Below are 23,901 nucleotides of genomic sequence, written 5' to 3'. Positions count from 1 at the left end.
CCATATCTCGATGACAGGCAATCTGGTTCCAAAGGACGCTTCATGAAACCAATCCTCGTGACCGGTGGTGCCGGATATATCGGGTCGCATGCCTGCAAGGCGCTTGCGCAGGCGGGCTATGTTCCCGTGACCTATGACAATCTGGTCACCGGCTGGCAGGATGCGGTGAAATACGGGCCGTTTGAACAGGGCGACCTGTTGGACCGGGCACGCCTGGACGAGGTATTTGCCAAACACAAGCCGGTTGCGGTGATGCATTTTGCGGCGCTCAGCCAAGTGGGCGACGCGATGCAGCAGCCCGGTTTGTACTGGTCGAACAATGTGACCGGATCGCTGACGCTGGTCGAGGCTGCGGTTGCGGCGGGCTGTCTGGATTTCGTGTTCTCGTCCACATGCGCCACCTATGGCGAACATGACAATGTGGTGCTGGACGAGGCCACCGCCCAACACCCGCTGAATGCCTATGGTGCATCGAAGCGCGCGATCGAGGACATCCTGAGGGATTTCGAAGCGGCCCATGGGCTGCGCCATGTCATTTTCCGGTATTTCAACGTTGCTGGTGCCGATCCCGAAGGCGAAGTGGGCGAATTTCACCGGCCTGAAACTCACCTGATCCCCCTGATGCTGGATGCGATTGATGGCAAGCGCGAGGGTTTGACCGTTTTTGGCACCGATTACGATACGCCGGACGGCACATGTATCCGCGATTATGTCCATGTCTGTGATCTGGTCGACGCACATGTTCTGGGGCTGGGCTGGCTGGAACAGGGAAAAGAAAGCCGTGTTTTCAATCTGGGCACCGGCTCGGGGTTTTCCGTGCTTGAGGTGATCGAGCATTCCAAATCCGTTACCAACCGTCCGGTACCGTATTCGGTCGGTACCCGACGGGCGGGCGATTGCACCAAGCTGGTGTCCGGCTCTGTCCGCGCCCAAACCGAACTGGGATGGAAGCCGAAGAGGTCAACGTTAGAGACGATGATTGCGGATGCCTGGCGCTGGCATCAGAACGGCCACTACGAGAAATGAGGCCCCGGTGACGTCCAATACGGTTCAGACACTTCCTGATATCGGTTGGCAACAGGAATACCGGTTGCGCTGGAAACGGCGACGCCTTCTTTGGCGCTCGATGCGCAGCCGACATCAACTGACCTGCCTAAATGATCAGACAAGCAGGATACGGGGCGGCGACGTGCTGGCCTTTACCACCTTGCGCAATGAGATTACCCGCCTACCCTGGTTCTTCCGTCACTACCGCCAGCTGGGCGTGAACCATTTTCTGATCGTCGACAACGGCAGCGATGACGGCTCGGCTGACTACCTGCAAGGGCAACCGGATGTGTCCCTTTGGCAGACCCGGTCCAGCTATCGCGGATCACGCTTTGGGCTGGACTGGCTCAGCTGGCTACAGATGCGTTACGGCCATGGCCACTGGTGCCTGATGGTCGATGCGGATGAGTTGCTGGTTTATGCCCGGCACGACCGCCATTCCCTGCATGAGCTCACAGAATGGCTGGACCGGCAGGGGCGGGTCGGGTTTGGCGCTTTGATGCTGGATCTGTATCCAAAAGGGCCGTTGGGCGGACAAACCTATGACCCGGAAACGGACCCGATCGAGGTGCTGAACTGGTTTGACGCAGGACCGTATCGCGCGCAGCGGCAAAGCCCGATGGGAAACCTGTGGGTTCAGGGCGGCGCACGCGAGCGGGTGTTTTTTGCCCAGACACAGCAGCGATCCCCGACGCTGAACAAGATCCCGCTGATGCGCTGGTCGCGGCGATATGCCTATGTAAACTCGTGCCATTCCGCCCTGCCCCGCCGCCTGAACGCAGTGTATGACGGGCCAGCCGGCGACACCCCGTCCGGCGTTCTGCTGCACACGAAATTTCTGCCGGACATTATTGAAAAATCCAAAACTGAAAAGCTGCGCCGCCAGCATTTTCATGACCCGAACCAGTTCGGCGCGTATTACGATCAGATACTCAATCAACCAGACATGTGGACCCCGCAATCGGTGCGCTATGCCGGCTGGTCGCAGTTGCTGGAGCTGGGGCTGATGCGTGACGGCGGCTGGTGTTGAAAACAAATCCAAAGGGATCAACGGCACCTTTACCACTTCCGGGGTTTAAAAAAGTTGCCTCAGAAGAGGTAGAAGTGGCATAAACCGACAATGTCCTGTCGCACCAGCGGTCGCGGCGGGTTCGGGGAAAGCTCGCGTCATAATAAAGGTTGGGCAGTCGCGTGAGCCTGTTTGATTCATACAAGATGAGATTGCGGCGCAAGCGCCGTATTCTGCGCTGCCTCAGACGTCGGCGCGAACTTAAGCCCGCCAGCAACAACACGTCTGCCATCCGCCGCGACGATATCCTGTTGATGAGCGTTGTGCGAAACGAGAAAATTCGGCTGCCCTATTTTCTGGAATATTACCGCAAACTGGGTATCGACCATTTTCTGTTCATCGACAATGACAGCGATGACGGCAGTTTTGAATTCCTGAAACAGCAGTCCGATGTATCGGTCTGGCGGACGACTACCAGCTACAAACGTGCCAGCTATGGTCTGGACTGGTCAAATTACATTCTGCGCAAATACGCGCATGGACATTGGGTTCTGAGCGTCGACCCGGATGAGTTTTTCATCTACCCCTTCTGCGACACCCGCCCGATCCGCGCCTTGACAGACTGGCTGGACGGAAGTGCCGTACGCAGCTTCGGCACCATGCTGATCGACATGTACCCCGAAGGACCCGTGGATGCCGAAACCTATCGCGAGGGGCAGGATCCCTTTGAGATTGCGCGGTGGTTCGATCCGGGGAATTACACGATCACCAAGAACCCGGATTACAAGAACCTGTGGATTCAGGGGGGTGCGCGGGCGCGTGTGTTCTTTCGCGACAAGCCATCCAAAGCCCCGGCACTGAACAAGATCCCGCTGGTCAAATGGGATCGGCGGTATGTCTATGTCAGCTCGACCCACTCGCTTTTGCCGCGCGGGCTGAATCAGGTGTACGACGAATGGGGTGGGGAAAAGGCCAGCGGCTCGTTGCTTCATGCCAAGCTGATCGACACCCTTGGCGACAAGGCGCGCGAAGAATTAAAACGCGGCCAGCACTATGGCGGTTCGGGTGAATACGAGGTCTATGCCAAACAGCTTGAAGACAAACCCATATTCTGGTGCGAGTGGTCCGAGGCCTATATCAACTGGCGGCAGCTTGAGATTCTGGGCCTGATGTCAAAAGGAAACTGGGCATGAGCGGTCTGGGCATCGTCATGCTGGTTCATACCTCGCTGGACCGGGCCGAACAGGTCGCGCGTCATTGGACCGCTGCCGGATGCCCGGTTGTGATCCATGTGGATCGCAAGGTGCCCGGTGAAGAATTTGCGCGATGCGTCGCGTCCTGTTCCGACAACCCCCGGATCGCATTTTCTGACCGGCATCAATGCGACTGGGGCGGGTGGGGCATCGTTGCCGCCTCACAAAGCGCGTCCGAACTGATGCTGGAGCAATTTCCGGAAACGCGCCACGTCTTCCTGTCGTCGGGGGCCTGCCTGCCGCTGCGCCCGGTTCAGGAGTTGATCGATTATCTGGCCGACCGGCCCCGTGTCGATTTCATCGAAAGCGCGACAACGTCTGATGTCAGCTGGACAATCGGCGGGTTGGATCATGAACGGTTTACGCTGCGGTTCCCGTTTTCCTGGCGAAAACAGCGCGGATTGTTCGACGCATATGTAAAGCTTCAGCGCGCGGTCGGGTTTCGTCGGAAAATCCCCGACGGTTTGGTTCCGCATATGGGCAGCCAGTGGTGGTGCCTGACCCGTCAAACACTGTCTGCCATTTTGCAGGATCCCAAACGCAAACAATATGACAGCTACTTCCGCCATGTGTGGATTCCGGATGAAAGCTATTTCCAGACATTGGCGCGGCTGTATTCCACACATATCGAGAGCCGATCCCTGACCCTGTCCAAGTTCGACTATCAGGGCCGCCCGCACATCTTCTACGACGATCATCTGCAATTGCTGCGGCGGTCAGACTGTTTTGTTGCCCGCAAGATCTGGCCCCGTGCGGAACGGCTGTATCAGGCGTTTCTGACCGATCAGGCAAGTGCGATGAAACCGGCCGAACCCAATCCCGGCAAGATTGACCGGGTGTTTTCCAAGGCGGTCGAGCGGCGGACGCGGGGGCGTGACGGGCTGTACATGCAAAGCCGGTTTCCCCGGCACGGCAGTGAAAACGGCCTTACCTCGTCACCCTATTCCGTATTTCAGGGCTTTTCCGAACTGTTTGAAGACTTCGAAGATTGGCTGGCCGCGGCCACTGGCACACGCGTGCACGGGCACCTGTTCGGACCCGAGCGTGCGGAATTTGCAAAGGGTGAAACCATCACAAACGGTGCGCTCAGCGATTGTGCTTTGCTGCGGGACTACAATCCAACGGCCTTTCTGTCGAACCTGATCTGGAACACACGCGGCGAACGCCAGTGTTTCCAGTTCAGCCCCCGCGACACGCAGGACATCAACTGGTTTCTAGCGCGGGACAAGAATGCGCAAATCTCGGTCATCACAGGGGCCTGGGCAATTCCGCTGTTCCGGTCGAACCTGAACTTCTCGGACATCCGGAGCGAGGCCGCGCGTCTGCAACAGATCGAAACCAAACAGCTTGAGGTTTTGACCTCGGTCTGGACCAAGGCGCGGATGCGCAGCTGGTCGCTGGCCGATTTCCTTGAAGCACCGATGGAGCCCCTGCAGACAATCCTGGACGAGATTGGCGCGCATCAGTCCAGCCACCTGACAGAAGCGCCCACAATGGTCGATCTGTCCGGCTTCGGGAAGTTCCTGCAAAACCTCAAGAACCAGGGTATGCACCCTTACCTGATGGGCGATTTTCCTTCGGACGATGTGTTCGGCCGTCAGACGAAACCCTATCGCAAACCCTATCTGGTGCAGTAATTACCCATGCCAGCCAATTTTGATTACTTCGTTGTTCTGGCTGCCATGCGCACAGGGTCGAACCTTCTTGAGGCCAATCTGAACGCGCTGGACGGGGTTTCCTGTCATGGCGAAGCCTTTAACCCGCATTTTGCCGGCAACCTGAAGTCCGATACCCTTCTGGGTCTGTCGCTGGAAGACCGCGATGCAGATCCGATGCGACTGTTGAAGGCAATCCGGTCGGCACCGGGCGACTTGAACGGTTTTCGGTATTTCCAGGACCATGACCCACGCATTCTGAAGCCAGTGCTGAACGATCCACGCTGTGCCAAGATCATTCTCACACGCAATCCGCTGGACAGTTTTCTGTCCCTGAAAATCGCACGCGCCACGCAGCAATGGCTGCTGAAGAACGTGAAGCGCCGCGTCGATGCCCAGGTTGCGTTCGACGGGCTTGAGTTTTCTGAGTATCTCGATCAGGTCCACGGCCACCAACACATGTTGCAGCGGCATTTACAGAAAACCGGTCAGACTGCCTTTTTCATCACCTATGACGACCTGGCCGAGTTGGACGTTCTGAACGGTCTGGCCGCATGGCTGGGGGTTGAGGCGCGGCTGAGCAAGCTGGACGACACTCTGAAACCGCAAAACCCGGCACCTGCCGTATCGAAGGTCACCAACCCCGATGAGATGCAAGACGCCCTGTCCAGGTTGGACAGGTTCGGATTGCACCAGCCCACCCGTTTCGAGCCAAACCGAGGGGCGGCGGTACCGCAATATATCGCCGCAGCCAGATCAAATTTGATGTATTTGCCCATTCGCGGCGGAATAGAGCCTGTTATCGCGCAATGGATGGCCGAGCTGGATGGCTGTTCTGCGGACGATCTGGTCACAAACCGGAACCGCAAGGAAATCCGCGCCTGGATGCAAGACCACCCCGGACACCGAAAGTTCACCGTGTTGCGCCACCCACTGGCACGGGCGCATTCGGCGTTTTGCCAGTACATTCTGGATACCGGGCCGGGCAGTTACAAGATGGTTCGCAATTACCTGCGCAACCGCCTTGACCTGCCGATCCCCGGGCAGGTGCGCGACACCAATTACTCGGTCGAACAGCATCGGGATGCGTTTCTGGCGTTCCTCGGGTTCCTGCGCATGAACCTCAACGGTCAGACGCCGATCCGCGTTGACGGGACGTGGTGCAGCCAGTCCCGCACGCTGGATGGTATTGCCAGCTTTTTGATGCCGGACCTGATTCTGCGGGAAGAAGAGCTGACCACGGCTCTGCCGGATCTGGCCCGCTCAACAGGCCACCCCAATCCGCCGGTTCCCGGCCCGTGCGCGCAAGATGTTCCGTTTACGCTGGATCAGATCTATGACGAACAGCTTGAAGCGCTGGCATCCGAGGTCTACCAGCACGACTATGAAACATTCGGGATTGCAGCGTGGGCGCCTGTGCCCCCTAAGGGCGCAGGGTGATCAGCGTCCCTCGGTTGACCATCGCATAGATTTCTTCGATCTCGTCATTCTTGACCGCGATGCATCCCGCGGTCCAATCCGGAGTTTTCTTGGCGCGTTTGAACTCGGATCGTAGATTTGGCTGCCCGTGAATGAAGATGTCCCCACCGGGATCAACTCCCGCAGCCTTAGCCTTGGCGATGTCCTGAGAGTTGGGATACGAAATGCCCAGCGACAGGTGATACCGGCTGTTGGGGTTGTGCCGATCGATCAGGTAACTTCCTTCGGGCGTGCGGCCGTCTCCGCGTTTGGTTTTTGTGCCCTGCGGCGCAAATCCCAGATCCACATCATATTCCTTGAGGACTTTTTCGTGGTGCAACAAATAAAGTTTGCGCGCGCCCTTGTTGACCACCAGCGAGGTGACCTCGGGCCCATCATAAGTCAGAAAATTTGGTCGGGCTGATGCACAAGCCGATAGGCCCAGCGTTGCTACCGCCCCCAATCCGAATGCTCGACGATCCATGTTTCACTGCCTGCTTTGTTTTTTTGGGGCTTATTATGCCAAAAAACGCGAAAACTGAAATCACTTTTTGATGTTCAAGTTTTCGGTCAGATGCCGCTCGATGCTCTCCAAGCGTTCCAGAACCTCATCACGATACGCATCAGTTTTGACCTCATCCTCTGCATGGTGCGCGTCCTGCATGGAATTTACGATCAGACCCACCAATAGGTTCACCACCGCAAAGGTTGTGACCATAATGAAGGGGACGAAGAACAGCCAGGCATAGGGATAAACCTCCATCACCGGGCGGACGATCCCCATCGACCAGCTTTCAAGCGTCATGATCTGAAACAGTGTATAGGCCGACAGGCCAAGATCGCCGAACCAATCCGGGAAGGTTGCCGAGAACAGCTTGGTCGAGATCACGGCACCGATATAGAACAGAATTGCCATCAGCAGGAAAACACTGGCCATTCCCGGTAGGGCCGAGATGAACCCTTCAACCACCCGGCGCAGTCTTGGCGCAACGGAAATCACGCGCAATACCCGCAGGATTCGCAGGGCTCGCAGAACGGAAAGACCTCCGGCGCTGGGAACAAGCGCAATGCCGACGATCAGGAAATCGAAATTGTTCCAGCCGTTTGTGAAAAACCTGCGTCCGGTCGCGGTCAGCTTCATGGCGATTTCCGCCACAAAGATCGCAAGGCACAGCTTGTCCAGCATCACGATCAGCGGCCCGGCGGCTTCCATCAGGGTCGGCGACGTCTCCATCCCCAAAAGCACTGCGTTAAAGATGATGACAGCCGTTATGAATTGCCCGAATGCAGGCGCTTCGATGATGTTCAGCAGACGCTGTCTGAAACCCATGGGTCGCTTTCTCCTGTCTGATCAAGATGCGGCGTTCAGGGTAAACCGCGCAGCAAGTTCCGTATGTGACGACCATCGAAACTGGTCAACGACCTGCACCCATTCAAGGGTATAGCCAGCGTTAACCAATATTTTTGCATCGCGCGCGAAGGTGACGGGGTTGCACGAGACATAGGCAATCACCGGGCGTCTGGCCTGTACCAGCTCGGCCACCTGTGCCTCGGCACCAGCGCGGGGCGGGTCCAGAACGACTGCGTCAAACGATTTCAGTTCATCCGGCATCAATGGACGACGGAACAGGTCGCGGGCCTCGGTCGTCACGCGTTTCAGACCTTGCGCCCTGCGCCAGCCCTGATCCAGCGCCTGCACCATGTCCGCGGCACCTTCGACCGCGTGAACCTCGGCTTTTTCTGCCAGAGGCAATGAGAATGTGCCGCTGCCCGCAAACAGGTCAACAATTCGTTTCGCACCCCGTGTTGCCTCGGAAACGGCCTGTAATAGAGCCTGTTCTCCGTCCTTGGTCGCCTGAAGGAAGGCACCGGGTGGTGGCGTGACGGCGGCGGCCCCAAAGCGCTGAACCGGAGCGTGGCGCATGGCGATCACTTCACCATCCCAGCTGAGCCGCGCCAGACCATGTTTTTCGGTTTCCTGCGCGAGTGCCAGTTCCAGCGGCCCATCCAGGGGCTTGCCGCCCTTGACGGCCACATCCAGCCCGCCTTCGGACAGGGTGAGCGTGACGGCCAAGACGCCCTTGCGGCTGCCGCCCAGAACCGCCAGCGCCTCGGCCACGGGAATTGCGGCGATCAGGGCCGGGTCAAGCAATAGGCAATCCGGGATTTCGGTGATCGTATCCGATGCACGTCCATGGAACCCGGCCAATGTACCTTTCTTGGTCCGCCTGACGGCAATCGTGGCGCGTCGGCGTGAGTGTTCGGGAGATGTGTGTGTCGGACGCATCGGCGCCTCAACCCCCTGCGCGAACAGGGCGTTGCGGACAATGCTCAGCTTCCAGTCGGCGACAAACGCGTCGGAGGCGTGTTGCAGCTGACAGCCGCCGCAGGCTTTGTAATGGCGGCACGGGGCTTTCACCCGGACATCAGACGGTACTTCGACGCGGATATCGGTCAGCACCTGATCAACAAGGGTGCCGCTGACAACCTCACCCGGAAGGGTGCGCGGAGCGTAAATGGGCCCATCAGCGATGCCGTCGCCCTGATGGCCGAGCCGGGTGATTGTGTATTTCTGCGTCATGAGGGGCCTGATAGCCGGGCTTTGGGTTCAACAAAACCCTTATTCGGCAGCTTCCGCCTGAATGAAACCACCAGATTGCCGATGCCAGAACCGGGCATAAAGCCCGCCCTGATCCAAAAGATCCTCGTGCGTTCCGGTTTCCACGATTTGCCCCTGATCCAGAACGATGATCCGGTCCATCTCGCTGAGCGTCGACAATCTGTGGGCGATGGCCAGAACGGTTTTGCCCTGCATCACCCGATGAAGCGCCGATTGAATCGACGCCTCGACCTCGGAATCAAGGGCTGAGGTTGCTTCGTCCAGAACCAAAATTGGCGCATCCTTGAGAATGGCGCGTGCAAGGGCGATCCGTTGCCTTTGGCCACCGCTGAGCTTTACGCCACGCTCGCCCAGATGAGCGTCATAGCCGGTGCGGCCATGGCCATCCTTGAGGCTCAGGATGAAGTCATGCGCTTCGGCCTTGATTGCTGCTTCGATCAACTCGGCCTCGGACGCGTCCGGGCGACCATAGAGGATGTTTTCGCGGGCAGACCGGTTGAACATCGCCGTTTCCTGCGTGACCATGCCGATCTGGCGGCGCAAACTGTCCTGCGTGACCTGCGACACGTCCTGCCCGTCGATGCAAATAGCACCGTTTTCCCTGTCATAGAGCCGAAGAAGCAGCGAAACGAGCGTTGATTTGCCCGCCCCTGAGGCACCGACAATTCCCAGCTTCTCGCCCGGTTGCACGGTAAGCGTCAGGTCCGTAACACCGCCCACATCCCGGCCGTATGCAAAACTGACATCTTCGAACGTGATGGACCCTTCGGTCACATCAAGATCCTTCGCGCTGCGCGCATCTTCGACCCTGTCCCGTTTGGCCAGCGTCTTCATCCCGTTTTCAATCTCGCCCACATTGGCATAGAGGCCCATCAACGTGAAGCTGACCCATCCGGTCATCTGCGAAATGCGAACCGACACCGCGCCAGCGGCAACGATGTCACCTGCGGTTGCCATTCCGAACTGCCATAACCACAGCGTCGCCCCCAGCAGGAGAACAGGCAGAATGCCGGCAAGCGCCATCAGGACGAACCGGAAACTGGCCGACAGCTTGCCGAACGCCAGTGATTTTTTCCGCAGCTCGACCATTGAATGCCGCGCGGCCTGATCTTCGAAATCCGAGTGTGCAAAAAGCTTGACGGTTTTGATGTTGGTGATCGTGTCAACCACCTGCCCCGAAACCATCGCCCGCGCCCCGGCGCGTGCGGCCGAGCGCATGCGAATACGCGGAAGGTACCAGCGCACAAGCAGGAAATAGACCACTAACCAGGCCGCAAAAGGCAGCATCACCAAAGGATGAATAGACCCTAACAAAAGCAAAGAGCCCACCAGCGACGCCAAGGCAAACACTATCGCACTGATCGTTTCGGACACGACCGAGGCCATGGCGTTCGACGTTTGCATCTGTTTCTGGGCGATGCGCCCGGCGAAATCATCGTCGAAATAGGTGACAGACTGGCCCAGCGTCCAGCGGTTCAGCTTGGCCAGCACCAAAGGCGTGATGTTGGGCATCACGATATAGTTGTTGGAAATCGAAGACAGCCCAAACAGGATCGGGCGCAGCAACATGAAAAACACCACCGCCCCAAAGATCATCCACATATTCCCGGCGGTCATGAAATGCTCGGGCCCGCTGGATGTTGCAACATCAATCACTCGCCCCAGAATCCACGCTGTTCCAGCCTCCATCGCGCCTGCCAGGGCCGAAAAGAACGCGGCGACAAACAGCATGGGCCAAGCGCCCGAAATGCTCCAGCGAATAAACGCCCCCAATGTCTGTGGCGGGGGCGTTTCAGTGGTCCTGAACGGATAGATGAGATCGGCGATCTTCATTCAGCGGCCTCCGGGTTCATGAAGCCGCCAGATTGCCGCGCCCAGAACTGCGCGTAAAGGCCGCCTTGTGCCAACAGATCAGAATGCGCGCCCTCTTCGACAATGCGGCCACCATCCATCACCAGAATGCGGTCCATTTGCGCAATGGTGCTGAGCCGGTGCGCGATGGCAATCACGGTCTTGCCCAGCATCATTCCGTAGAGCGTTTCCTGAATTGACGCTTCGACCTCGGAATCCAGCGCCGATGTCGCCTCGTCCAGCAAAAGGATTGGTGCGTCCTTCAGGATTACGCGGGCCAGCGTTACCCGCTGCCGCTGACCACCGGACAACTTTACGCCCCGCTCACCCACATGCGCGTCATACCCGGTGCGCCCCTGCGGGTCTTGCAGGTCAAGGATGAACGCATGCGCTTCGGCCTGTTTGGCTGCGGCAATCATCTGCGCCTCGGTCGCGTCCGGGCGGCCGTAAAGGATGTTGTCGCGCACAGACCGGTGCAGCAGCGCACTGTCTTGCTGGACCATGCCGATATGGCTGCGAAGGCTGTCCTGTGTGACACCCGCAATGTTCTGATCATCGATCAGAATGGCACCGCGTTCGATGTCATAGAACCGCAAAAGCAGCTTTACCAGGGTCGATTTCCCGGCACCCGACCGCCCAATGAGACCGACCTTTTCGCCGGGCTGAATGGTCAGGTTGATGTGGTCAAGCCCACCGGCCTCGCGCCCGTAATGGTGCGAGAGATCGCGAATCCGGATCTCACCCCTGGTCAACCGCAGGGGTTTGGCTTCGCGCGCGTCAAGCAGGTCGATGGGTTGCGCGATGGTCTCCATCCCCTCGGCCACGATACCAAGTTGGCGGAAGAAGCTGGTCAGCGCCCACATGATCCATCCGGTCATGGCGTTCAGGCGCAGGGTCAGTGCGGTTGCTGCCGCGACGACACCAACCGAAGCGGAACCCTGCATCCACAAGGCAATTGCCCAGCCCACGACACCCACGATCAGCACCCCGTTCAGGGTGACCAGAACCGCATCCATGATGGTGAAAATCCGCATCTCGATCTGGAATGTCCGGCGGGTTTCCTCGATCGCTTCGCGGGCATAGTCCAGCTCTTGCGGGCCGTGCGCGAACATCTTGACGGAATGAATGTTTGTATAGCTGTCCACGACGCGGCCCGTAACGGTTGACCGCGCATCGGATGCCGCCTTGGACGCCGGCCCGACACGGTGAACCGTCCAGCGCACCAGCATCGCGTAGAACGCAAACCAGATCAGCAGCGGGATCAGCAGACGCGCATCCGCCGCATAAAGCAGGATTGCCGCCCCGATCAGGTAAGCCAGTGAAAAGGAAATCGCGTCAAAGACCTGAAAGATCACCTCACCCGCTGCGGGCGGTGTCTGCATGATCCGGTTGGCAATCCGCCCGGCAAAATCATTCTCGAACCAGCCAACCGACTGACGCAGAACGTGCTTATGGGCGCGCCAGCGGATCAGAGTGCCAAAGTTCGGCAGAATCGTGTTGTTCAGGATCAGTACGTCGACCAGATGCAACAAAGGGCGCAGAAACAGGACAAAGGCCGCGATCAACAGCAGCTCGGTCCCGTGGTTCTGCCACACCTCGGTTGGTGTGCCGCCCAACAGGTCAACGACACGACCCATATAATAGATCAACCCAATCTCGACACCGGCGACGATAATGGAAATCAGCGCAGCCCAGACAAACACCCGATAGAACGGGCGCGAATAGTCCAGCAGAAACGGCCACAGCCGGGTCGGCGGCGCGTCAGCCTCATGATAGGCGACAAAAGGGTCAACAAGGTTTTCGAAATAGCGAAACATGGAGTGTGCTCCGATTGAGCAGAGATAAAGACGTGCGAAGACAGATGGCGCCTGAACACCACCCTTTACGGGGCAAGTGTCCCGGCTTTAGCCGAACCAGATCCCGTAATACATTCGCATTCCTCCATCCATGTGACGGGCGCACCTAACCACAATGGACCAAAGTTGTCATCCCCTTTTGAGACTAAACATTAACTTGCAAGCAAGTCCTCGCGCGACAGCGCAAAACCCGACGCGATCCACCGGCTTTCAAGCTCGGCCAGCTTTTGGCCCAGCGCCGGGCCGGTAAACCCGGGGATCAGGTCTTTGGCTTGTATTGGGAAACGCGCGGCTGCGCCTGCGTGCAGGTCCTGTCTGAAGCTTTCGGACCAGGGCTGTTCGAAAAACGCGCACCGCAAAAGGGTTTTGTTCAACCCGCCTTCGTCACCATACCGATAGCCCAGTTCAGCCACGCTGGTGGTTGACTGCGCTTCGGTCCGCATTCCGGTCAGGCGTTGCAGTTGCGAACGGCTCAGGCGCAGGGTTGCGGCGTCATCGGGCGTCGCGATGGCCGCCAGACGGCGCAGGGGGTTCGACTCGGCACCTGCCGCATGTTCCAAAGCGACCAGAGGTGCCAGTGACCGGTCATCCGCGCCTGGCAGCAATTGCGCCAATACGCCTGTGCTGCGCATCGTCGCAATGGCCGGGGCCGGATCAGGCGCGCCCAGCAGTTTCAGCAGTTCCGCCCCGACGCGTTCCCGCGACAACGAGGTCAGCCCGTCAAGATTGGCACCAATGGCAGCCAGCGCGTCCGGGTCGAAACCGGCATCCGGGTCGCCATACCATGCGTGAAACCGGAAATAGCGCAGTGACCGCAGATAGTCTTCGCGAATGCGGTCCTCTGCTTCACCGATGAACCGCACCCGCCGGGCCCGAAGGTCGGGAAGCCCGCCAAGCGGGTCTAACACAGTGCCATCGGGCCTTGCATAAAGTGCATTCATGGTAAAATCGCGCCGCGCAGCATCTTCTTCGACGTGATCGGAAAAGGCGATGACAGCGCGGCGACCATCGGTTTCGACGTCACGCCGGAAAGTGGTGATCTCGTGCGGGATACCGGCGCTGACCACTGTAATCGTGCCATGGTCGATACCGGTGGGGATGGCCTTGAGGCCGGCAGCCTGCGCCATCTCGACAACCTGTTCAGGCCGGGCATCAGTGGCAATGTCGATATCCGACACCGGCGCGCCCAGCAGCGCATTGCGCACGCACCCACCCACAAAAAGCGCCTGCGCCCCGGATGAGGTCAGGGCGGCGCATACCTTTTGGGTCGCCGGTTCGCTGACCCAAAGCTCCTCAATCTGCATCATTCATTCACCCGCGCTGCAAGCCCGCGCAATATGCGGGCCGTCGCACCCCATATGTAATAAGGGCCGTACGGAACTGTGTAATATCTGCGTTTTTGTCCGCGCCAACGGCGCGATTCCACCAGATAATTCTTGGGATTCAAGAGATGCGCAAGGGGGGTCGAAAAAACTTCGTCGACTTCGCCGGGTTCCGGAACAGGTTGAAATCCCTTTCGAAGAACGGCCACCACGGGTGTGACCGTGAATGAAGTGACAGTTTCATGCGTCGGCAGGTAACCCAGAATTTCGGGAAGGTCCGCGGGAAGGCCGATCTCTTCCTGTGCTTCGCGCAGGGCCGTTGCCGTGACATCCGCATCCCCTTCGTCCTGTTTGCCACCGGGAAACGCGATCTGACCCGGATGATGCTTGAGGGCCGAGGACCGTTTCGTCAGGATCACCCGAGGGGTGTCATCCGCAAGCGAGATTGCAACCAGAACCCCCGCCGGGCGCAGGCGGCGGCCGGGTGGCAGGACGGTATCCGGGTTCAGGTCAAAATCGCTGGACCCGTGACCGGGACGGCGCAGCGCCGTCCGGATCTGTTCAATCGGGTCAAGCACCCTTTCGGTCTTCGGCTTCAAAGCCAACCGTTGACGGGTCAAGCACATAGTGTGCGCCGCAGAACTGGCAATCGGCGGTGACCTGACCTTCGGGCGTCGTCATCTTTTCGAGGTCCTTTGCCGAATAGATCGACAGGCTCTGCCGTACCCGGTCTTCGGAACAGGTGCAGCCAAACTGCACGGACTGCGCATCAAAGACCCGTGGCTGTTCTTCGTGGAACAACCGGACCAACAAATCAGTCGGCGCAATCGAAGGACCGATCAGCTCAAGATCCTCGACTGTGTCCAGCAGGATATTGACCCGGCCCCAGTTCTCGCCCTCTTCACCGTCGACCAGATCGCTGGCGGTCAGGATCTCGCCATTGCCCTCACCCGAGGCGGCAAATGGCGAAGCTTTGGGCATATGCTGCAACATGATGCCGCCGGCACGCCAATGTTCATCCACGCCGGGCTCGGTCGATTTGCCAAAGCTCAGCGAGAACCGGGTTGGCAGCTGCTCGGACTGTGCAAAATAGGCCTCAGCGCAGGCGCTGAGAGAGGCCCCGGTCAGCGGCGTGATACCCTGATAGGGCTGCGTGCCTTCGCCCTGGTCTATCATGATGGCAAAATACCCTTCGCCCACCTGATCGAAGGGGGCCGTATCGGTGAGCCGGTCACGGTCAAAGCTGGCATAGGCCCGGATCTGCGCAGGCTGACCTTCGGCCTTGGGTGCGTAATAGTCGGTCGCAATCATGCGCACCGGCCCCTTGGACTGCACCTGCAACGACAGCTTCCAGCGCAGCGCAACCGTCTGCCCGATCAATGCGGTCAGCAGGGCCATCTCGGCCACCAACGCCTCGACCTGTTCGGGGTAGTCATGCTGCTTCAGGATACCATCCAGCACACCATCCAGACGGGCCACTCGGCCACGCATATCCGATACATCGAGTTGAAAGGGCAGGACGGTATCGTCCCACGCGATTTTCGTTCCAAGAGACATGGGGTTTCCTTACGCGCCACAGGTTGGCATACCGGCACCATATAGGTCGAACAGATTAGGTTGTAAGGGGCCATACATGATCAGGCGGTTCGGTGAAACCCCAGAGCCGGGGCGGAAATACACGCGACGGGTCGGTGTTTATGCACTTTTGCCCCGCAGAAGTCACCTTTTGCTGACCTGCCAGACAGAACCCGGACCCGACCTGCAATTGCCCGGCGGAGGTATTGATCCGGGCGAATCACCCGTTACCGCCCTGCATCGCGAAGTCTTTGAAGAAACCGGGTGGCTTATTGCGGCGCCCCGGCGGATTGGTGCCTTTCGGCGCTTCACCTATATGCCGGAATATGACCTGTGGGCCGAGAAGGTCTGCCTGATCTATCGCGCCCGCCCCGTGCGACGCATAGGCCCGCCGACCGAGGCGTTTCACGAAGCGCTGTGGATGGAAACTGCTGACGCCGTCGGTTTACTGGGAAATGACGGTGACCGGCACTTTGCTGAATTGCATCTCGGGTCGCTTTAAGGTCCGTTATATTCAAAAAAGACGGCCGAGACATCATCGCCGATGCTGTCTTTGGGTGACATCACTTGCGTCAAACGCCAGAACATGTCGTCCAGAAACTCTGACCCGCCCCTTTCCGACATGCTCTGTTGGGCCATCTGACGCAAACCGTCTTCTTCCAGCAAGCCACCACCAGCCAGTTGGCATTCGGTAAACCCGTCCGAGTACAACAGCAGCTTGTCGCCGGGCTGCATCTGCGTCTCGACTTGTTGAAAGCGCGCATCTTCGATCAATCCTATGGGCAAGCCTCCGTCACCAAGAAACTCGGCGCGGCCACCCTGCCGCAGCAGCAGGGGGTGCGGATGCCCGGCCTGTACCATTTTCAGATGCCCATTGCGCAGGTCGACGATGGCGTAAACCATCGTAAAATACTCTTCGATACCTTCATCGGCCATCAGGCGGGAATTGAGCGTTTCAGCCACGTATTTCGGCGGAAGAAGTGCATAAAACTTGTCGAACCTCCGCTCCATTGCGACGTTCTGATCGAAATGCTTGCTGGACAGATACCCCCCCAATCGCGCCGTCATCATGGCCGAGGTGATGCCATGCCCGGATACGTCGATGCTGTAGAACCCAAGCCGGTTCACCCCGGGCGAGAACATCCCCACCAGATCACCGCCGATATGACCACAAGGTTTCAGCAACAGACTGACCCGCGATTTGCCGAATGTCCGGGTCAGTTCGGGAACCAGCGATTCCTGAATTTTCCGCGCCTGCATCAGGTCCTTGTCGATCGCGTCATGCGCCAGCCTGAGTTCCTCGAGCGCGGATTCGATCAGGCGGTTTTTCTGTGAGAGCTCGCGCTGCATGTCCAGAATGCGCGCACCAGCTGAAATCCGGGCGCGCAGTTCGTCCGCCTCAAGCGGCTTGATCAGAAAATCGTCGGCCCCGGCATCCAGACCGCGCGCGACCTCCTGCTTTTCGCTTTTGGATGTCAGAAGGATGAAATAGCTGTATTGATCCGTTTCCAAAGCCCGAAAGGCACAGCAGAATTCAAGCCCGCTCATCCCCGGCATGACCCAATCGCTCAGCACAAGATCGGGCGGATTATCGACGCAAAGCGCCAAAGCGGCATGGCCTGTCTCGGCCTCGATCACCTCGAACCCCCATTTCCTGAGCGAGGCCACCAGAATGCGCCGTTGCAGGCGGCTGTCATCCACGACCAGCACCGTGCGGATCGCGCCGAAATCCAGATCAGGTCTGGTTTCCTCAAGACTCGCCCCCGGCACCATTTACCCTTTGCTCTGATGAGTTTCGTCACATTTGACGACCCTATCGCCGACAGATTTAACATCCGGTGAAGAGTGGCCCCGTTAACCTGCTTTTTACCGGGCGCGTCTATTCAGAACCATGACCATTCATTAGCTGGTGTACATCATGATCCACTGGGCCAGAGTCAGGCAGTTGCGGGATGAAGTCGGCCCCGAGGAATTCGATGAGGTGGTCGAGATATTTCTGGAAGAAGTGCAGGACGTGATCACCCGCCTGCGCCGCGACACCAACCGGGCCGAACTGGAGCAGAACCTGCATTTCCTGAAAGGCAGCGCATTGAGCCTAGGGTTCGATCAATTCTCGAAACTCTGCCAGGATGGGGAACGGCAGGCCGCAGCAGGGCAAGGGGCCGAGGTTGATCTGCCAGCGCTTTTGGCTGCTTTCGACAGCTCGAAAACCATGTTTGAAGCCGAGCTGAATGAGAACCTGAACTAGATCACGAACTGTGCCAGCGTCTCGTCCTCGGTGATGTCGGTATAGGTGAACCCGGCATCGTCCAGATGGGCAAACAGGCGCATGAAGTTTTCGGGCTTGCGGGTTTCGATCCCGATCAGAACCGAACCGAAATTGCGCGCCGATTTCTTCATGTATTCGAACCGCGCGATATCATCCTCGGGGCCGAGAATATTCAGGAATTCCTTCAGGGCGCCGGGTCGCTGCGGCAGGCGCAGGATGAAGTACTTTTTCACACCGGAATACCGCTGCGCACGTTCCTTGACCTCGGGAAGGCGTTCGAAATCGAAATTGCCGCCGGATGTCAGGCAGACCACGGTCTTTCCGCGCACAAAGCTTTGGATATCACCTACTGCCTCGATCGCCAGCGCCCCCGCAGGTTCCAGCACGATGCCTTCGACATTCAGCATCTCGATCATGGTGGCGCAGATACGATCCTCGGACAGGACCAGAACGTCCGACAGGTGGCGTGATTTCAACAACTCGAACGGCTTTTCACCGATCCGCCCGACCGCCGCGCCATCGACAAAGGTATCCACATAATCCAGCGAAACAGGATGCCCCGCCGCCAGGGCTGCGCGCAGACAGGCCCCTCCGGCCGGTTCGACGAACAGGCAATGGGTGCGGTCCCCGAACCATGTGGCGACACCGGCGGACATGCCGCCTCCACCCACGGGAAGCACAACGTGATCGGGCGCACCGCCCATCTGCCTTTCGATTTCAACCGCCAGCGAGGCTTGCCCTTCGATCACATCGGCATCGTCAAAAGGTGACAGGAAATATCCGCCCTGCTGCGTGCACCATGCCTGAGCGGCAGCAAGTGTGTCATCGAAATAGTCACCGATCAGATGAATCTCGACGTTATCCCCGCCAAAGATACGCGTTTTCTGGATCTTCTGCTGAGGCGTCGTGACCGGCATGAAGATCACGCCCCGGACCCCCATATGCTGGCACATATAGGCCACGCCCTGCGCGTGATTGCCCGCGCTGGCACAGACGAACAGGTTCTGTCCCTGTTGCTTGCGCATGGCGTTAAAGGCACCGCGAATCTTGTAGGAGCGCACCGGGCTCAGGTCTTCGCGCTTGAGCCAGATATCCGCCCCATAACGGTCGGACAGGTGGGCATTGCGCTGCAACGGCGTTGCCGGGAAGACAGAGCGCATCGCCTCTTCGGCGGCGCGGGCGCGGGTCATGAAGTCGGTCATGCCCGCCTCCCTGCCCCATCAGCGTGATAAGGGCAAGGAATACATATGTGTACGGGCGTCAGCGTAGTTCGCGCTTCTCGACGACAAAACCGTAAAGGGCCGTCATGATGCTGACGCCCAGCATGAGCAGAAACCATTGCGCAACTAGGAAATAGACAAAGCTGCCTATGATTGGGGCCAGAGGTGTATGTAGCAACAAATTCGGTATTGCTGTAAGAACTCCAACACAAAGTGCGGCAACAAAAATCGGCTTAGAGAACTCTTTGGTTTTGCGCCACGAATCTGGAACTTTCATAAATTCCCCAACTGCCGCAGCCGGTAACACGAGCGAAAGCCTAAACGAAATGTACGAAATGACGACACCAAGCAAAAAACCAAGAAAGGTGCCGTCATCAGTTGACACCCCGCCATCATAAAAAACGGCTGCAGGCACCAGAAAAATAAAAACAGCGACAAGACTCAGTAGAATGCTCAATGGGATAATCCGAAGAAATGCGCCGCCATAGGCCCACATACGGTCTCCGTCCCATACTGGCCACGCGAGATGTGGTTCAACGTTCTGAAGTACGTAACGATGCCAGCCTACGGCCACCCAAACCAGTACGATCAAATAGAGGACTGCGAGTACAAAGCCAGCTAGAGACACGCCCAACATCGGAGAGAGTTTATCGGTCTCCGGCAAACTTTCCGTCTGAAAAATAGTCAAAAAATAGAATGCGGTGCCTAAAACAAGAAACGGAAAAAAGCTTAATCTCAACGCGACTGATATGTTGTCCAAAAGCATTAAAACCGCATGCCTAAAAATCTTGTAGCCCAGCATCCTAAAACTGCCCTCTCAACCAATCCTTGTTCTCTTTCCCTCCGTTTCACCTCATTTCCCGGCCTTCGTCAACGCGCACCAACTTGCCCCCGCGTCCAAAACCCGCTAGGGGCCAATCGTTCTACGCATAAAGGGAAGTCAGATGTCCGCGCCCAAGAAAGTTGTTCTGGCCTATTCCGGTGGCCTTGATACCTCGATCATTCTGAAATGGCTGCAGACCGAGTATGGCTGTGAGGTCGTGACCTTCACCGCCGATCTGGGTCAGGGCGAGGAGCTGGAGCCCGCGCGCCAAAAGGCCGAACTGCTGGGGATCAAGCCCGAGAACATCTATATCGAGGATATCCGCGAGGAATTCGTCCGCGATTTCGTCTTCCCGATGTTCCGTGCCAATGCGCAATATGAAGGTCTGTACCTGCTGGGCACTTCGATCGCGCGGCCGCTGATCTCGAAACGCCTGATTGAGATCGCTGCCGAAACCGGTGCTGATGCTGTCGCCCATGGTGCAACCGGCAAAGGCAACGATCAGGTGCGGTTCGAACTGGCGGCATATGCGCTGAACCCAGACATCAAGGTGATCGCCCCCTGGCGCGAGTGGGATCTGACCAGCCGTACCAAGCTGCTTGAATTCGCCGAGCAGAACCAGATTCCGATTGCCAAGGACAAGCGTGGTGAGGCGCCGTTCTCGGTCGATGCGAACCTGCTGCATACCTCATCCGAGGGCAAGGTTCTGGAAGACCCCGCCGATATGGCCCCCGACTATGTCTACCAGCGCACCGTCCACCCCGAGGACGCCCCGAATGAGCCTGAATTTATCGAGATCGGCTTTGAAAAAGGCGACGCCGTCAGCATCAACGGTGAGGCGATGAGCCCGGCCACGATCCTGACCAAGCTGAACGAATATGGCGGCAAGCACGGTATTGGCCGTCTGGACCTGGTCGAAGGCCGGTTCGTGGGCATGAAGTCGCGCGGTATCTACGAGACACCCGGCGGCACCATCCTGCTGGAAGCGCACCGTGGCATTGAATCCATCACCATGGACCGTGGCGCGATGCATCTGAAAGACCAGCTGATGCCGCAATATGCGGAACTCATCTATAACGGTTTCTGGTACAGCCCCGAGCGCGAGATGCTCCAAGCCGCCATCGACAGGTCGCAAGAGCATGTCACCGGCACCGTCCGCGTGAAACTGTACAAAGGTCTGGCCTCGACCGTGGGCCGCTGGTCGGATCATTCGCTGTACTCTGAGGCACATGTGACCTTCGAAGAGGATGCAGGTGCGTACGATCAGAAAGATGCGGCAGGCTTTATCCAGCTGAATGCGCTGCGTCTGAAACTGCTGGCTGCTCGGAACAAGCGCCTGTCCAAGTGATCGACGAAGACGATACCGACGACGAACTCGACATGTTCATCGAGGCGCAGGACACGGTTTGGACCGATGTCCTGCGCGAACTTGAACAGGGGCAGAAAACCAGCCACTGGATGTGGTTCGTGTTTCCGCAACTGGCCGAGCTGGGCCAGTCCCATATGGCGCAGCTTTACGGCATTGAAGATCTGGACGAGGCGACACGCTATCTGAACCACCCGGAACTGCGCGACCGGCTTAGGCAGACGGCCTCGCTGATGCTGCTGCACACGGGGCGCGATGCCCGCGACATTCTGGGCGGAATTGACGCGAAAAAGCTGCGGTCTTCGATGACATTGTTTTCATCTGTGGCAGATGCTCCGCCCGAGTTTCGTGCTGTTCTGGACGCCTTCTATGGCGGTAAGCCTTGTGACCGGACGGTTCAGATCCTCGGCGCATCGTGATCAGAAGTTCCAGTTGGGTCAGCCTTGCCTGTTCGGCACCTGACGCATTACGCATTCGGAAACCGTGAAAGGACCCCGAATGCTTCAGGACATCGCCGATGGAATTCAAAAAGGGCTGAGCGGCAAAAGCTTTGACGGTTCACTGAAGTTCGATTGTGGCGCGGACGGTGTGATTGTTCTGGCGGACAATCAGGCATCGACGCAGGACCGGGACACGGATTGCACAATCCGCATCTCGCAGGAGAACCTGACCAAGCTGTTGACCGGAAAGCTGAACCCGATGACCGGCGTTGCTTTGGGCAAGCTCAAGATCTCGGGCAATATGAGTGTTGCGATGAAGCTGGGGCAATTGCTGGGCTGATTTCGGCGCAATGCTGGCCTTTGGTCCAAGTCCAGCCAGACTGGCGGTCTCACCCGCGGTGTGCTGCGGTTCCGCTTCGAGATACCAGTCGCGCAGGATCCGTCGCAAATGAACGGTGGTTTCGCCCGCCTTTCAAGTGGGCCGTTTACGCGTGATCGCAGACGATAAACTCGTCTCACCAGCGCGTGACATTGCATGACAGGCAATTGCAAGGGGGTCGAACCCGCGTCAATCTCACCTAAAAAGGAGACCTGTCATGATGCGGACTGCTTATTTCGAAACCGTCAGACCAGCCCTTCTGTTTACACTGATTGCATTGGCCGCACTGTTGCGCGCGCTGCCTGCCCCGGCTGCGGGAACCGAAACGCTAACGGTGGCTGGCGGGTGTTTCTGGTGCGTGGAATCCGATTTCGAATCCGTGCCCGGCGTAATCGGGGCGGTGTCAGGGTACACCGGCGGCACATCTGCGGACCCGACATATGATCAGGTTTCAAAAGGGGGAACCGGACACTACGAGGCGGTTCAGATCACGTTCGATCCGGCGCGGGTCTCTCGCGCGTCACTTCTGAACATGTTTTTCCGCTCGGTTGATCCGACAGACGCAGGTGGCCAGTTCTGCGATCGGGGCGACAGCTATCGAACTGCGATATTCGTCTCTAACACAGGCGAAAAGGCGTTGGCAGAACAAGCCATAGCAGACGCACAGCAAGCGCTGGGCCAGACCATTGTCACCCCGGTTCTGAGCGCAGGACCCTTTTACCCCGCCGAGGCGTATCATCAGGATTATTACAAAGGCAACAAACTGGTCCTTACCCGCTTTGGGCCAAAGCGCCAGCACAACGCCTACAAAGCGTATCGCAAAGCCTGTGGTCGTGACGCGCGCGTCAAGCAGCTTTGGGGCGGGGATGCCCCATTTGCAGGGTCCTAGTCAAAGGATGCGTCACGCACTTCTTTCAGATCGGGAATGACATCCGCAGTTCCGTGCCGCATGACCATCAGGGCTGCGGCGCGGTTTGCCTGCAAAATGGCCTGCTCCATTGGCATTCCGCGATCCATGCCCGCCAGCACATAGCCGGTGAAGGTGTCGCCTGCCCCTGTGGTATCCACCGCCCGCACCTTATGCGCGGGAAACTCGACCGGATCGTTGCCCTGCTGCAAATACCTTGCGCCTTTTGAGCCGAGGGTAACAATGACATGCCGAACAGGCAGATCAGCAATGCTCTGACCGGTTTCCTGGCGCAGCTGTTCAGCCTCCACCTCATTTAGGATCAAGAAATCCAGATAAGGCAGAACGCCCTGAACGGCCGGTGCCTGAAACGGGGCCGCGGCATAACAGACGGTCAGGCCAAGCTTGCGCCCCAGCTGCGCCGCCTCGACCTGGGCATTGGTTTCATTCTGCAAGATCAGCAGGTCACCGGTGTTTGCCGAGGCCAGCGCCTGCCCCAGATGGGCGGGTTCCAATGCGTGATTGGCCCCGGGATACAGGATAATCAGGTTCTCACCCTCGGCATCCACCGCAATGATGGCGTGGCCTGTGGGAACACCCACCTCAGAGATATGGCGCGTATCCACACCATATTCTGTCAGTCGATCCTTGGCCCAGCGCCCATCGGGCCCCACGGCACCTATATGGCTGACGCGTGATCCCGCACGCGCCGCGGCCACCGACATGTTGGCCCCCTTGCCGCCCAGGAACCGATCCAGCCTACGGGCAGCCAGAGTTTCCCCCGGTGCAGGCAGATGCGGCAGGTCATAGACCATATCCGCGTTAATCGAGCCGAGATTCCAGATCGTCAT

At 58.3% G+C, this 23,901-nt stretch carries 23 protein-coding genes; 11 read left to right on the top strand and 12 right to left on the bottom strand.

Annotated elements, in window-relative coordinates; all coding sequences use genetic code 11:
* The first annotated feature begins 42 nt into the window (after positions 1-42).
* From galE to ACR0ES_RS16220, 5 genes are all read left to right on the top strand, one after another.
* Positions 43-1,026 (top strand): UDP-glucose 4-epimerase GalE, encoded by a 984-nt coding sequence (galE, locus tag ACR0ES_RS16240; protein ID WP_480622657.1) that lies wholly within the window; start codon positions 43-45, stop codon positions 1,024-1,026.
* A gap of 7 nt (positions 1,027-1,033) precedes the next feature.
* Positions 1,034-2,077, top strand: coding sequence for a glycosyltransferase family 2 protein (locus ACR0ES_RS16235; protein WP_480871291.1), 1,044 nt, complete (start codon positions 1,034-1,036; stop codon positions 2,075-2,077).
* A gap of 185 nt (positions 2,078-2,262) precedes the next feature.
* Positions 2,263-3,249, top strand: a complete 987-nt coding sequence (locus tag ACR0ES_RS16230; RefSeq protein WP_480773051.1) for a glycosyltransferase family 2 protein — start codon at positions 2,263-2,265, stop codon at positions 3,247-3,249.
* The gene (locus ACR0ES_RS16225; protein ID WP_480773050.1) at positions 3,246-4,946 is read left to right on the top strand and encodes a DUF5927 domain-containing protein; all 1,701 of its coding nucleotides are present in this window, start codon (positions 3,246-3,248) and stop codon (positions 4,944-4,946) included. Before ACR0ES_RS16230 ends, ACR0ES_RS16225 begins: the two co-directional genes overlap by 4 nt.
* A gap of 6 nt (positions 4,947-4,952) precedes the next feature.
* Positions 4,953-6,404 carry a nodulation protein NodH gene (locus ACR0ES_RS16220; RefSeq protein WP_480559204.1) on the top strand — a complete coding sequence of 484 codons (1,452 nt, stop codon included), beginning with the start codon at positions 4,953-4,955 and terminating at the stop codon, positions 6,402-6,404.
* On the opposite strand, the gene ACR0ES_RS16215 is transcribed toward ACR0ES_RS16220, so the two are convergent.
* From ACR0ES_RS16215 to hslO, 8 genes are all read right to left on the bottom strand, one after another.
* Complete coding sequence (locus tag ACR0ES_RS16215; protein WP_480871290.1) at positions 6,388-6,906, bottom strand: L,D-transpeptidase family protein; 519 nt, start codon at positions 6,904-6,906, stop codon at positions 6,388-6,390. The genes ACR0ES_RS16220 and ACR0ES_RS16215 overlap by 17 nt on opposite strands.
* A 60-nt stretch (positions 6,907-6,966) precedes the next feature.
* The gene (locus tag ACR0ES_RS16210) at positions 6,967-7,752 is read right to left on the bottom strand and encodes an ion transporter (protein ID WP_480486945.1); all 786 of its coding nucleotides are present in this window, start codon (positions 7,750-7,752) and stop codon (positions 6,967-6,969) included.
* Between the two features lie 21 nt (positions 7,753-7,773).
* Complete coding sequence (locus ACR0ES_RS16205; RefSeq protein WP_480871289.1) at positions 7,774-9,003, bottom strand: class I SAM-dependent RNA methyltransferase; 1,230 nt, start codon at positions 9,001-9,003, stop codon at positions 7,774-7,776.
* Between the two features lie 39 nt (positions 9,004-9,042).
* Positions 9,043-10,875 carry an ABC transporter ATP-binding protein gene (locus ACR0ES_RS16200; protein ID WP_480871288.1) on the bottom strand — a complete coding sequence of 611 codons (1,833 nt, stop codon included), beginning with the start codon at positions 10,873-10,875 and terminating at the stop codon, positions 9,043-9,045.
* Positions 10,872-12,710, bottom strand: a complete 1,839-nt coding sequence (locus ACR0ES_RS16195) for an ABC transporter ATP-binding protein (RefSeq protein ID WP_480773046.1) — start codon at positions 12,708-12,710, stop codon at positions 10,872-10,874. Before ACR0ES_RS16195 ends, ACR0ES_RS16200 begins: the two co-directional genes overlap by 4 nt.
* A gap of 191 nt (positions 12,711-12,901) precedes the next feature.
* Positions 12,902-14,056, bottom strand: coding sequence for a CCA tRNA nucleotidyltransferase (locus ACR0ES_RS16190; protein ID WP_480773045.1), 1,155 nt, complete (start codon positions 14,054-14,056; stop codon positions 12,902-12,904).
* Positions 14,053-14,649, bottom strand: a complete 597-nt coding sequence (locus ACR0ES_RS16185) for a CoA pyrophosphatase (protein ID WP_480482502.1) — start codon at positions 14,647-14,649, stop codon at positions 14,053-14,055. Before ACR0ES_RS16185 ends, ACR0ES_RS16190 begins: the two co-directional genes overlap by 4 nt.
* On the bottom strand, positions 14,642-15,628 hold the full coding sequence (hslO, locus tag ACR0ES_RS16180) for an Hsp33 family molecular chaperone HslO (protein ID WP_480538373.1): 987 nt from the start codon (positions 15,626-15,628) through the stop codon (positions 14,642-14,644). The genes ACR0ES_RS16185 and hslO overlap by 8 nt, the downstream gene beginning before the upstream one ends.
* 76 nt (positions 15,629-15,704) lie before the next feature.
* On the opposite strand from hslO, the gene ACR0ES_RS16175 reads away from it, so the two are divergent.
* Positions 15,705-16,148 (top strand): NUDIX hydrolase, encoded by a 444-nt coding sequence (locus ACR0ES_RS16175; RefSeq protein ID WP_267363745.1) that lies wholly within the window; start codon positions 15,705-15,707, stop codon positions 16,146-16,148.
* Here the strand turns inward: ACR0ES_RS16175 and ACR0ES_RS16170 are convergent.
* Positions 16,145-17,419: a PP2C family protein-serine/threonine phosphatase gene (locus ACR0ES_RS16170; RefSeq protein WP_480871287.1), complete on the bottom strand. Its 1,275-nt coding sequence runs from the start codon at positions 17,417-17,419 to the stop codon at positions 16,145-16,147. The genes ACR0ES_RS16175 and ACR0ES_RS16170 overlap by 4 nt on opposite strands.
* Before the next feature lie 145 nt (positions 17,420-17,564).
* Here ACR0ES_RS16170 and ACR0ES_RS16165 point away from each other — a divergent pair, with 145 nt between their 5' ends.
* A complete protein-coding gene (locus tag ACR0ES_RS16165; RefSeq protein WP_209506897.1) occupies positions 17,565-17,894 on the top strand; it encodes an Hpt domain-containing protein in 330 nt (109 codons plus the stop codon).
* Here ACR0ES_RS16165 and ilvA read toward each other — a convergent pair.
* The gene (gene ilvA / locus ACR0ES_RS16160; RefSeq protein ID WP_480871286.1) at positions 17,891-19,117 is read right to left on the bottom strand and encodes a threonine ammonia-lyase IlvA; all 1,227 of its coding nucleotides are present in this window, start codon (positions 19,115-19,117) and stop codon (positions 17,891-17,893) included. The genes ACR0ES_RS16165 and ilvA overlap by 4 nt on opposite strands.
* A 58-nt stretch (positions 19,118-19,175) precedes the next feature.
* Positions 19,176-19,937, bottom strand: coding sequence for a hypothetical protein (locus tag ACR0ES_RS16155; RefSeq protein WP_480482510.1), 762 nt, complete (start codon positions 19,935-19,937; stop codon positions 19,176-19,178).
* A gap of 142 nt (positions 19,938-20,079) precedes the next feature.
* On the opposite strand from ACR0ES_RS16155, the gene ACR0ES_RS16150 reads away from it, so the two are divergent.
* The 4 genes from ACR0ES_RS16150 (at position 20,080) to msrA (ending at position 23,032) form a co-directional block, all read left to right on the top strand.
* On the top strand, positions 20,080-21,306 hold the full coding sequence (locus ACR0ES_RS16150) for an argininosuccinate synthase (protein ID WP_209506894.1): 1,227 nt from the start codon (positions 20,080-20,082) through the stop codon (positions 21,304-21,306).
* A 32-nt stretch (positions 21,307-21,338) separates the two neighbouring features.
* On the top strand, positions 21,339-21,743 hold the full coding sequence (locus tag ACR0ES_RS16145; protein WP_480871296.1) for a DUF1810 domain-containing protein: 405 nt from the start codon (positions 21,339-21,341) through the stop codon (positions 21,741-21,743).
* A gap of 79 nt (positions 21,744-21,822) precedes the next feature.
* Complete coding sequence (locus ACR0ES_RS16140) at positions 21,823-22,104, top strand: SCP2 sterol-binding domain-containing protein (protein WP_480559322.1); 282 nt, start codon at positions 21,823-21,825, stop codon at positions 22,102-22,104.
* A 256-nt stretch (positions 22,105-22,360) separates the two neighbouring features.
* Positions 22,361-23,032: a peptide-methionine (S)-S-oxide reductase MsrA gene (msrA, locus tag ACR0ES_RS16135; RefSeq protein WP_480587018.1), complete on the top strand. Its 672-nt coding sequence runs from the start codon at positions 22,361-22,363 to the stop codon at positions 23,030-23,032.
* On the opposite strand, the gene ACR0ES_RS16130 is transcribed toward msrA, so the two are convergent.
* Positions 23,029-23,901: a ribokinase gene (locus ACR0ES_RS16130; protein ID WP_480773039.1), complete on the bottom strand. Its 873-nt coding sequence runs from the start codon at positions 23,899-23,901 to the stop codon at positions 23,029-23,031. The genes msrA and ACR0ES_RS16130 overlap by 4 nt on opposite strands.

Source organism: Ruegeria sp. N7, from assembly GCF_056531345.1.
Note: the sequence above shows the minus strand (reverse complement) of the source record. Positions and strands in the feature narration are given on the sequence as shown.

Bases quoted from the DNA above. Each gene is read 5' to 3' on its own strand.
- galE (WP_480622657.1), top strand. From the start codon at position 43: ATGAAACCAATCCTCGTGACCGGTGGTGCCGGATATATCGGGTCGCAT.
- ACR0ES_RS16230 (WP_480773051.1), top strand. From the start codon at position 2,263: ATGAGATTGCGGCGCAAGCGCCGTATTCTGCGCTGCCTCAGACGTCGG.
- ACR0ES_RS16225 (WP_480773050.1), top strand. From the start codon at position 3,246: ATGAGCGGTCTGGGCATCGTCATGCTGGTTCATACCTCGCTGGACCGG.
- ACR0ES_RS16220 (WP_480559204.1), top strand. From the start codon at position 4,953: ATGCCAGCCAATTTTGATTACTTCGTTGTTCTGGCTGCCATGCGCACA.
- ACR0ES_RS16215 (WP_480871290.1), bottom strand. From the start codon at position 6,906: ATGGATCGTCGAGCATTCGGATTGGGGGCGGTAGCAACGCTGGGCCTA.
- ACR0ES_RS16210 (WP_480486945.1), bottom strand. From the start codon at position 7,752: ATGGGTTTCAGACAGCGTCTGCTGAACATCATCGAAGCGCCTGCATTC.
- ACR0ES_RS16205 (WP_480871289.1), bottom strand. From the start codon at position 9,003: ATGACGCAGAAATACACAATCACCCGGCTCGGCCATCAGGGCGACGGC.
- ACR0ES_RS16200 (WP_480871288.1), bottom strand. From the start codon at position 10,875: ATGAAGATCGCCGATCTCATCTATCCGTTCAGGACCACTGAAACGCCC.
- ACR0ES_RS16195 (WP_480773046.1), bottom strand. From the start codon at position 12,710: ATGTTTCGCTATTTCGAAAACCTTGTTGACCCTTTTGTCGCCTATCAT.
- ACR0ES_RS16190 (WP_480773045.1), bottom strand. From the start codon at position 14,056: ATGATGCAGATTGAGGAGCTTTGGGTCAGCGAACCGGCGACCCAAAAG.
- hslO (WP_480538373.1), bottom strand. From the start codon at position 15,628: ATGTCTCTTGGAACGAAAATCGCGTGGGACGATACCGTCCTGCCCTTT.
- ACR0ES_RS16175 (WP_267363745.1), top strand. From the start codon at position 15,705: ATGATCAGGCGGTTCGGTGAAACCCCAGAGCCGGGGCGGAAATACACG.
- ACR0ES_RS16170 (WP_480871287.1), bottom strand. From the start codon at position 17,419: ATGGTGCCGGGGGCGAGTCTTGAGGAAACCAGACCTGATCTGGATTTC.
- ACR0ES_RS16165 (WP_209506897.1), top strand. From the start codon at position 17,565: ATGATCCACTGGGCCAGAGTCAGGCAGTTGCGGGATGAAGTCGGCCCC.
- ilvA (WP_480871286.1), bottom strand. From the start codon at position 19,117: ATGACCGACTTCATGACCCGCGCCCGCGCCGCCGAAGAGGCGATGCGC.
- ACR0ES_RS16155 (WP_480482510.1), bottom strand. From the start codon at position 19,937: ATGCTGGGCTACAAGATTTTTAGGCATGCGGTTTTAATGCTTTTGGAC.
- ACR0ES_RS16150 (WP_209506894.1), top strand. From the start codon at position 20,080: ATGTCCGCGCCCAAGAAAGTTGTTCTGGCCTATTCCGGTGGCCTTGAT.
- ACR0ES_RS16145 (WP_480871296.1), top strand. From the start codon at position 21,339: ATGTTCATCGAGGCGCAGGACACGGTTTGGACCGATGTCCTGCGCGAA.
- ACR0ES_RS16140 (WP_480559322.1), top strand. From the start codon at position 21,823: ATGCTTCAGGACATCGCCGATGGAATTCAAAAAGGGCTGAGCGGCAAA.
- msrA (WP_480587018.1), top strand. From the start codon at position 22,361: ATGATGCGGACTGCTTATTTCGAAACCGTCAGACCAGCCCTTCTGTTT.
- ACR0ES_RS16130 (WP_480773039.1), bottom strand. From the start codon at position 23,901: ATGACGATCTGGAATCTCGGCTCGATTAACGCGGATATGGTCTATGAC.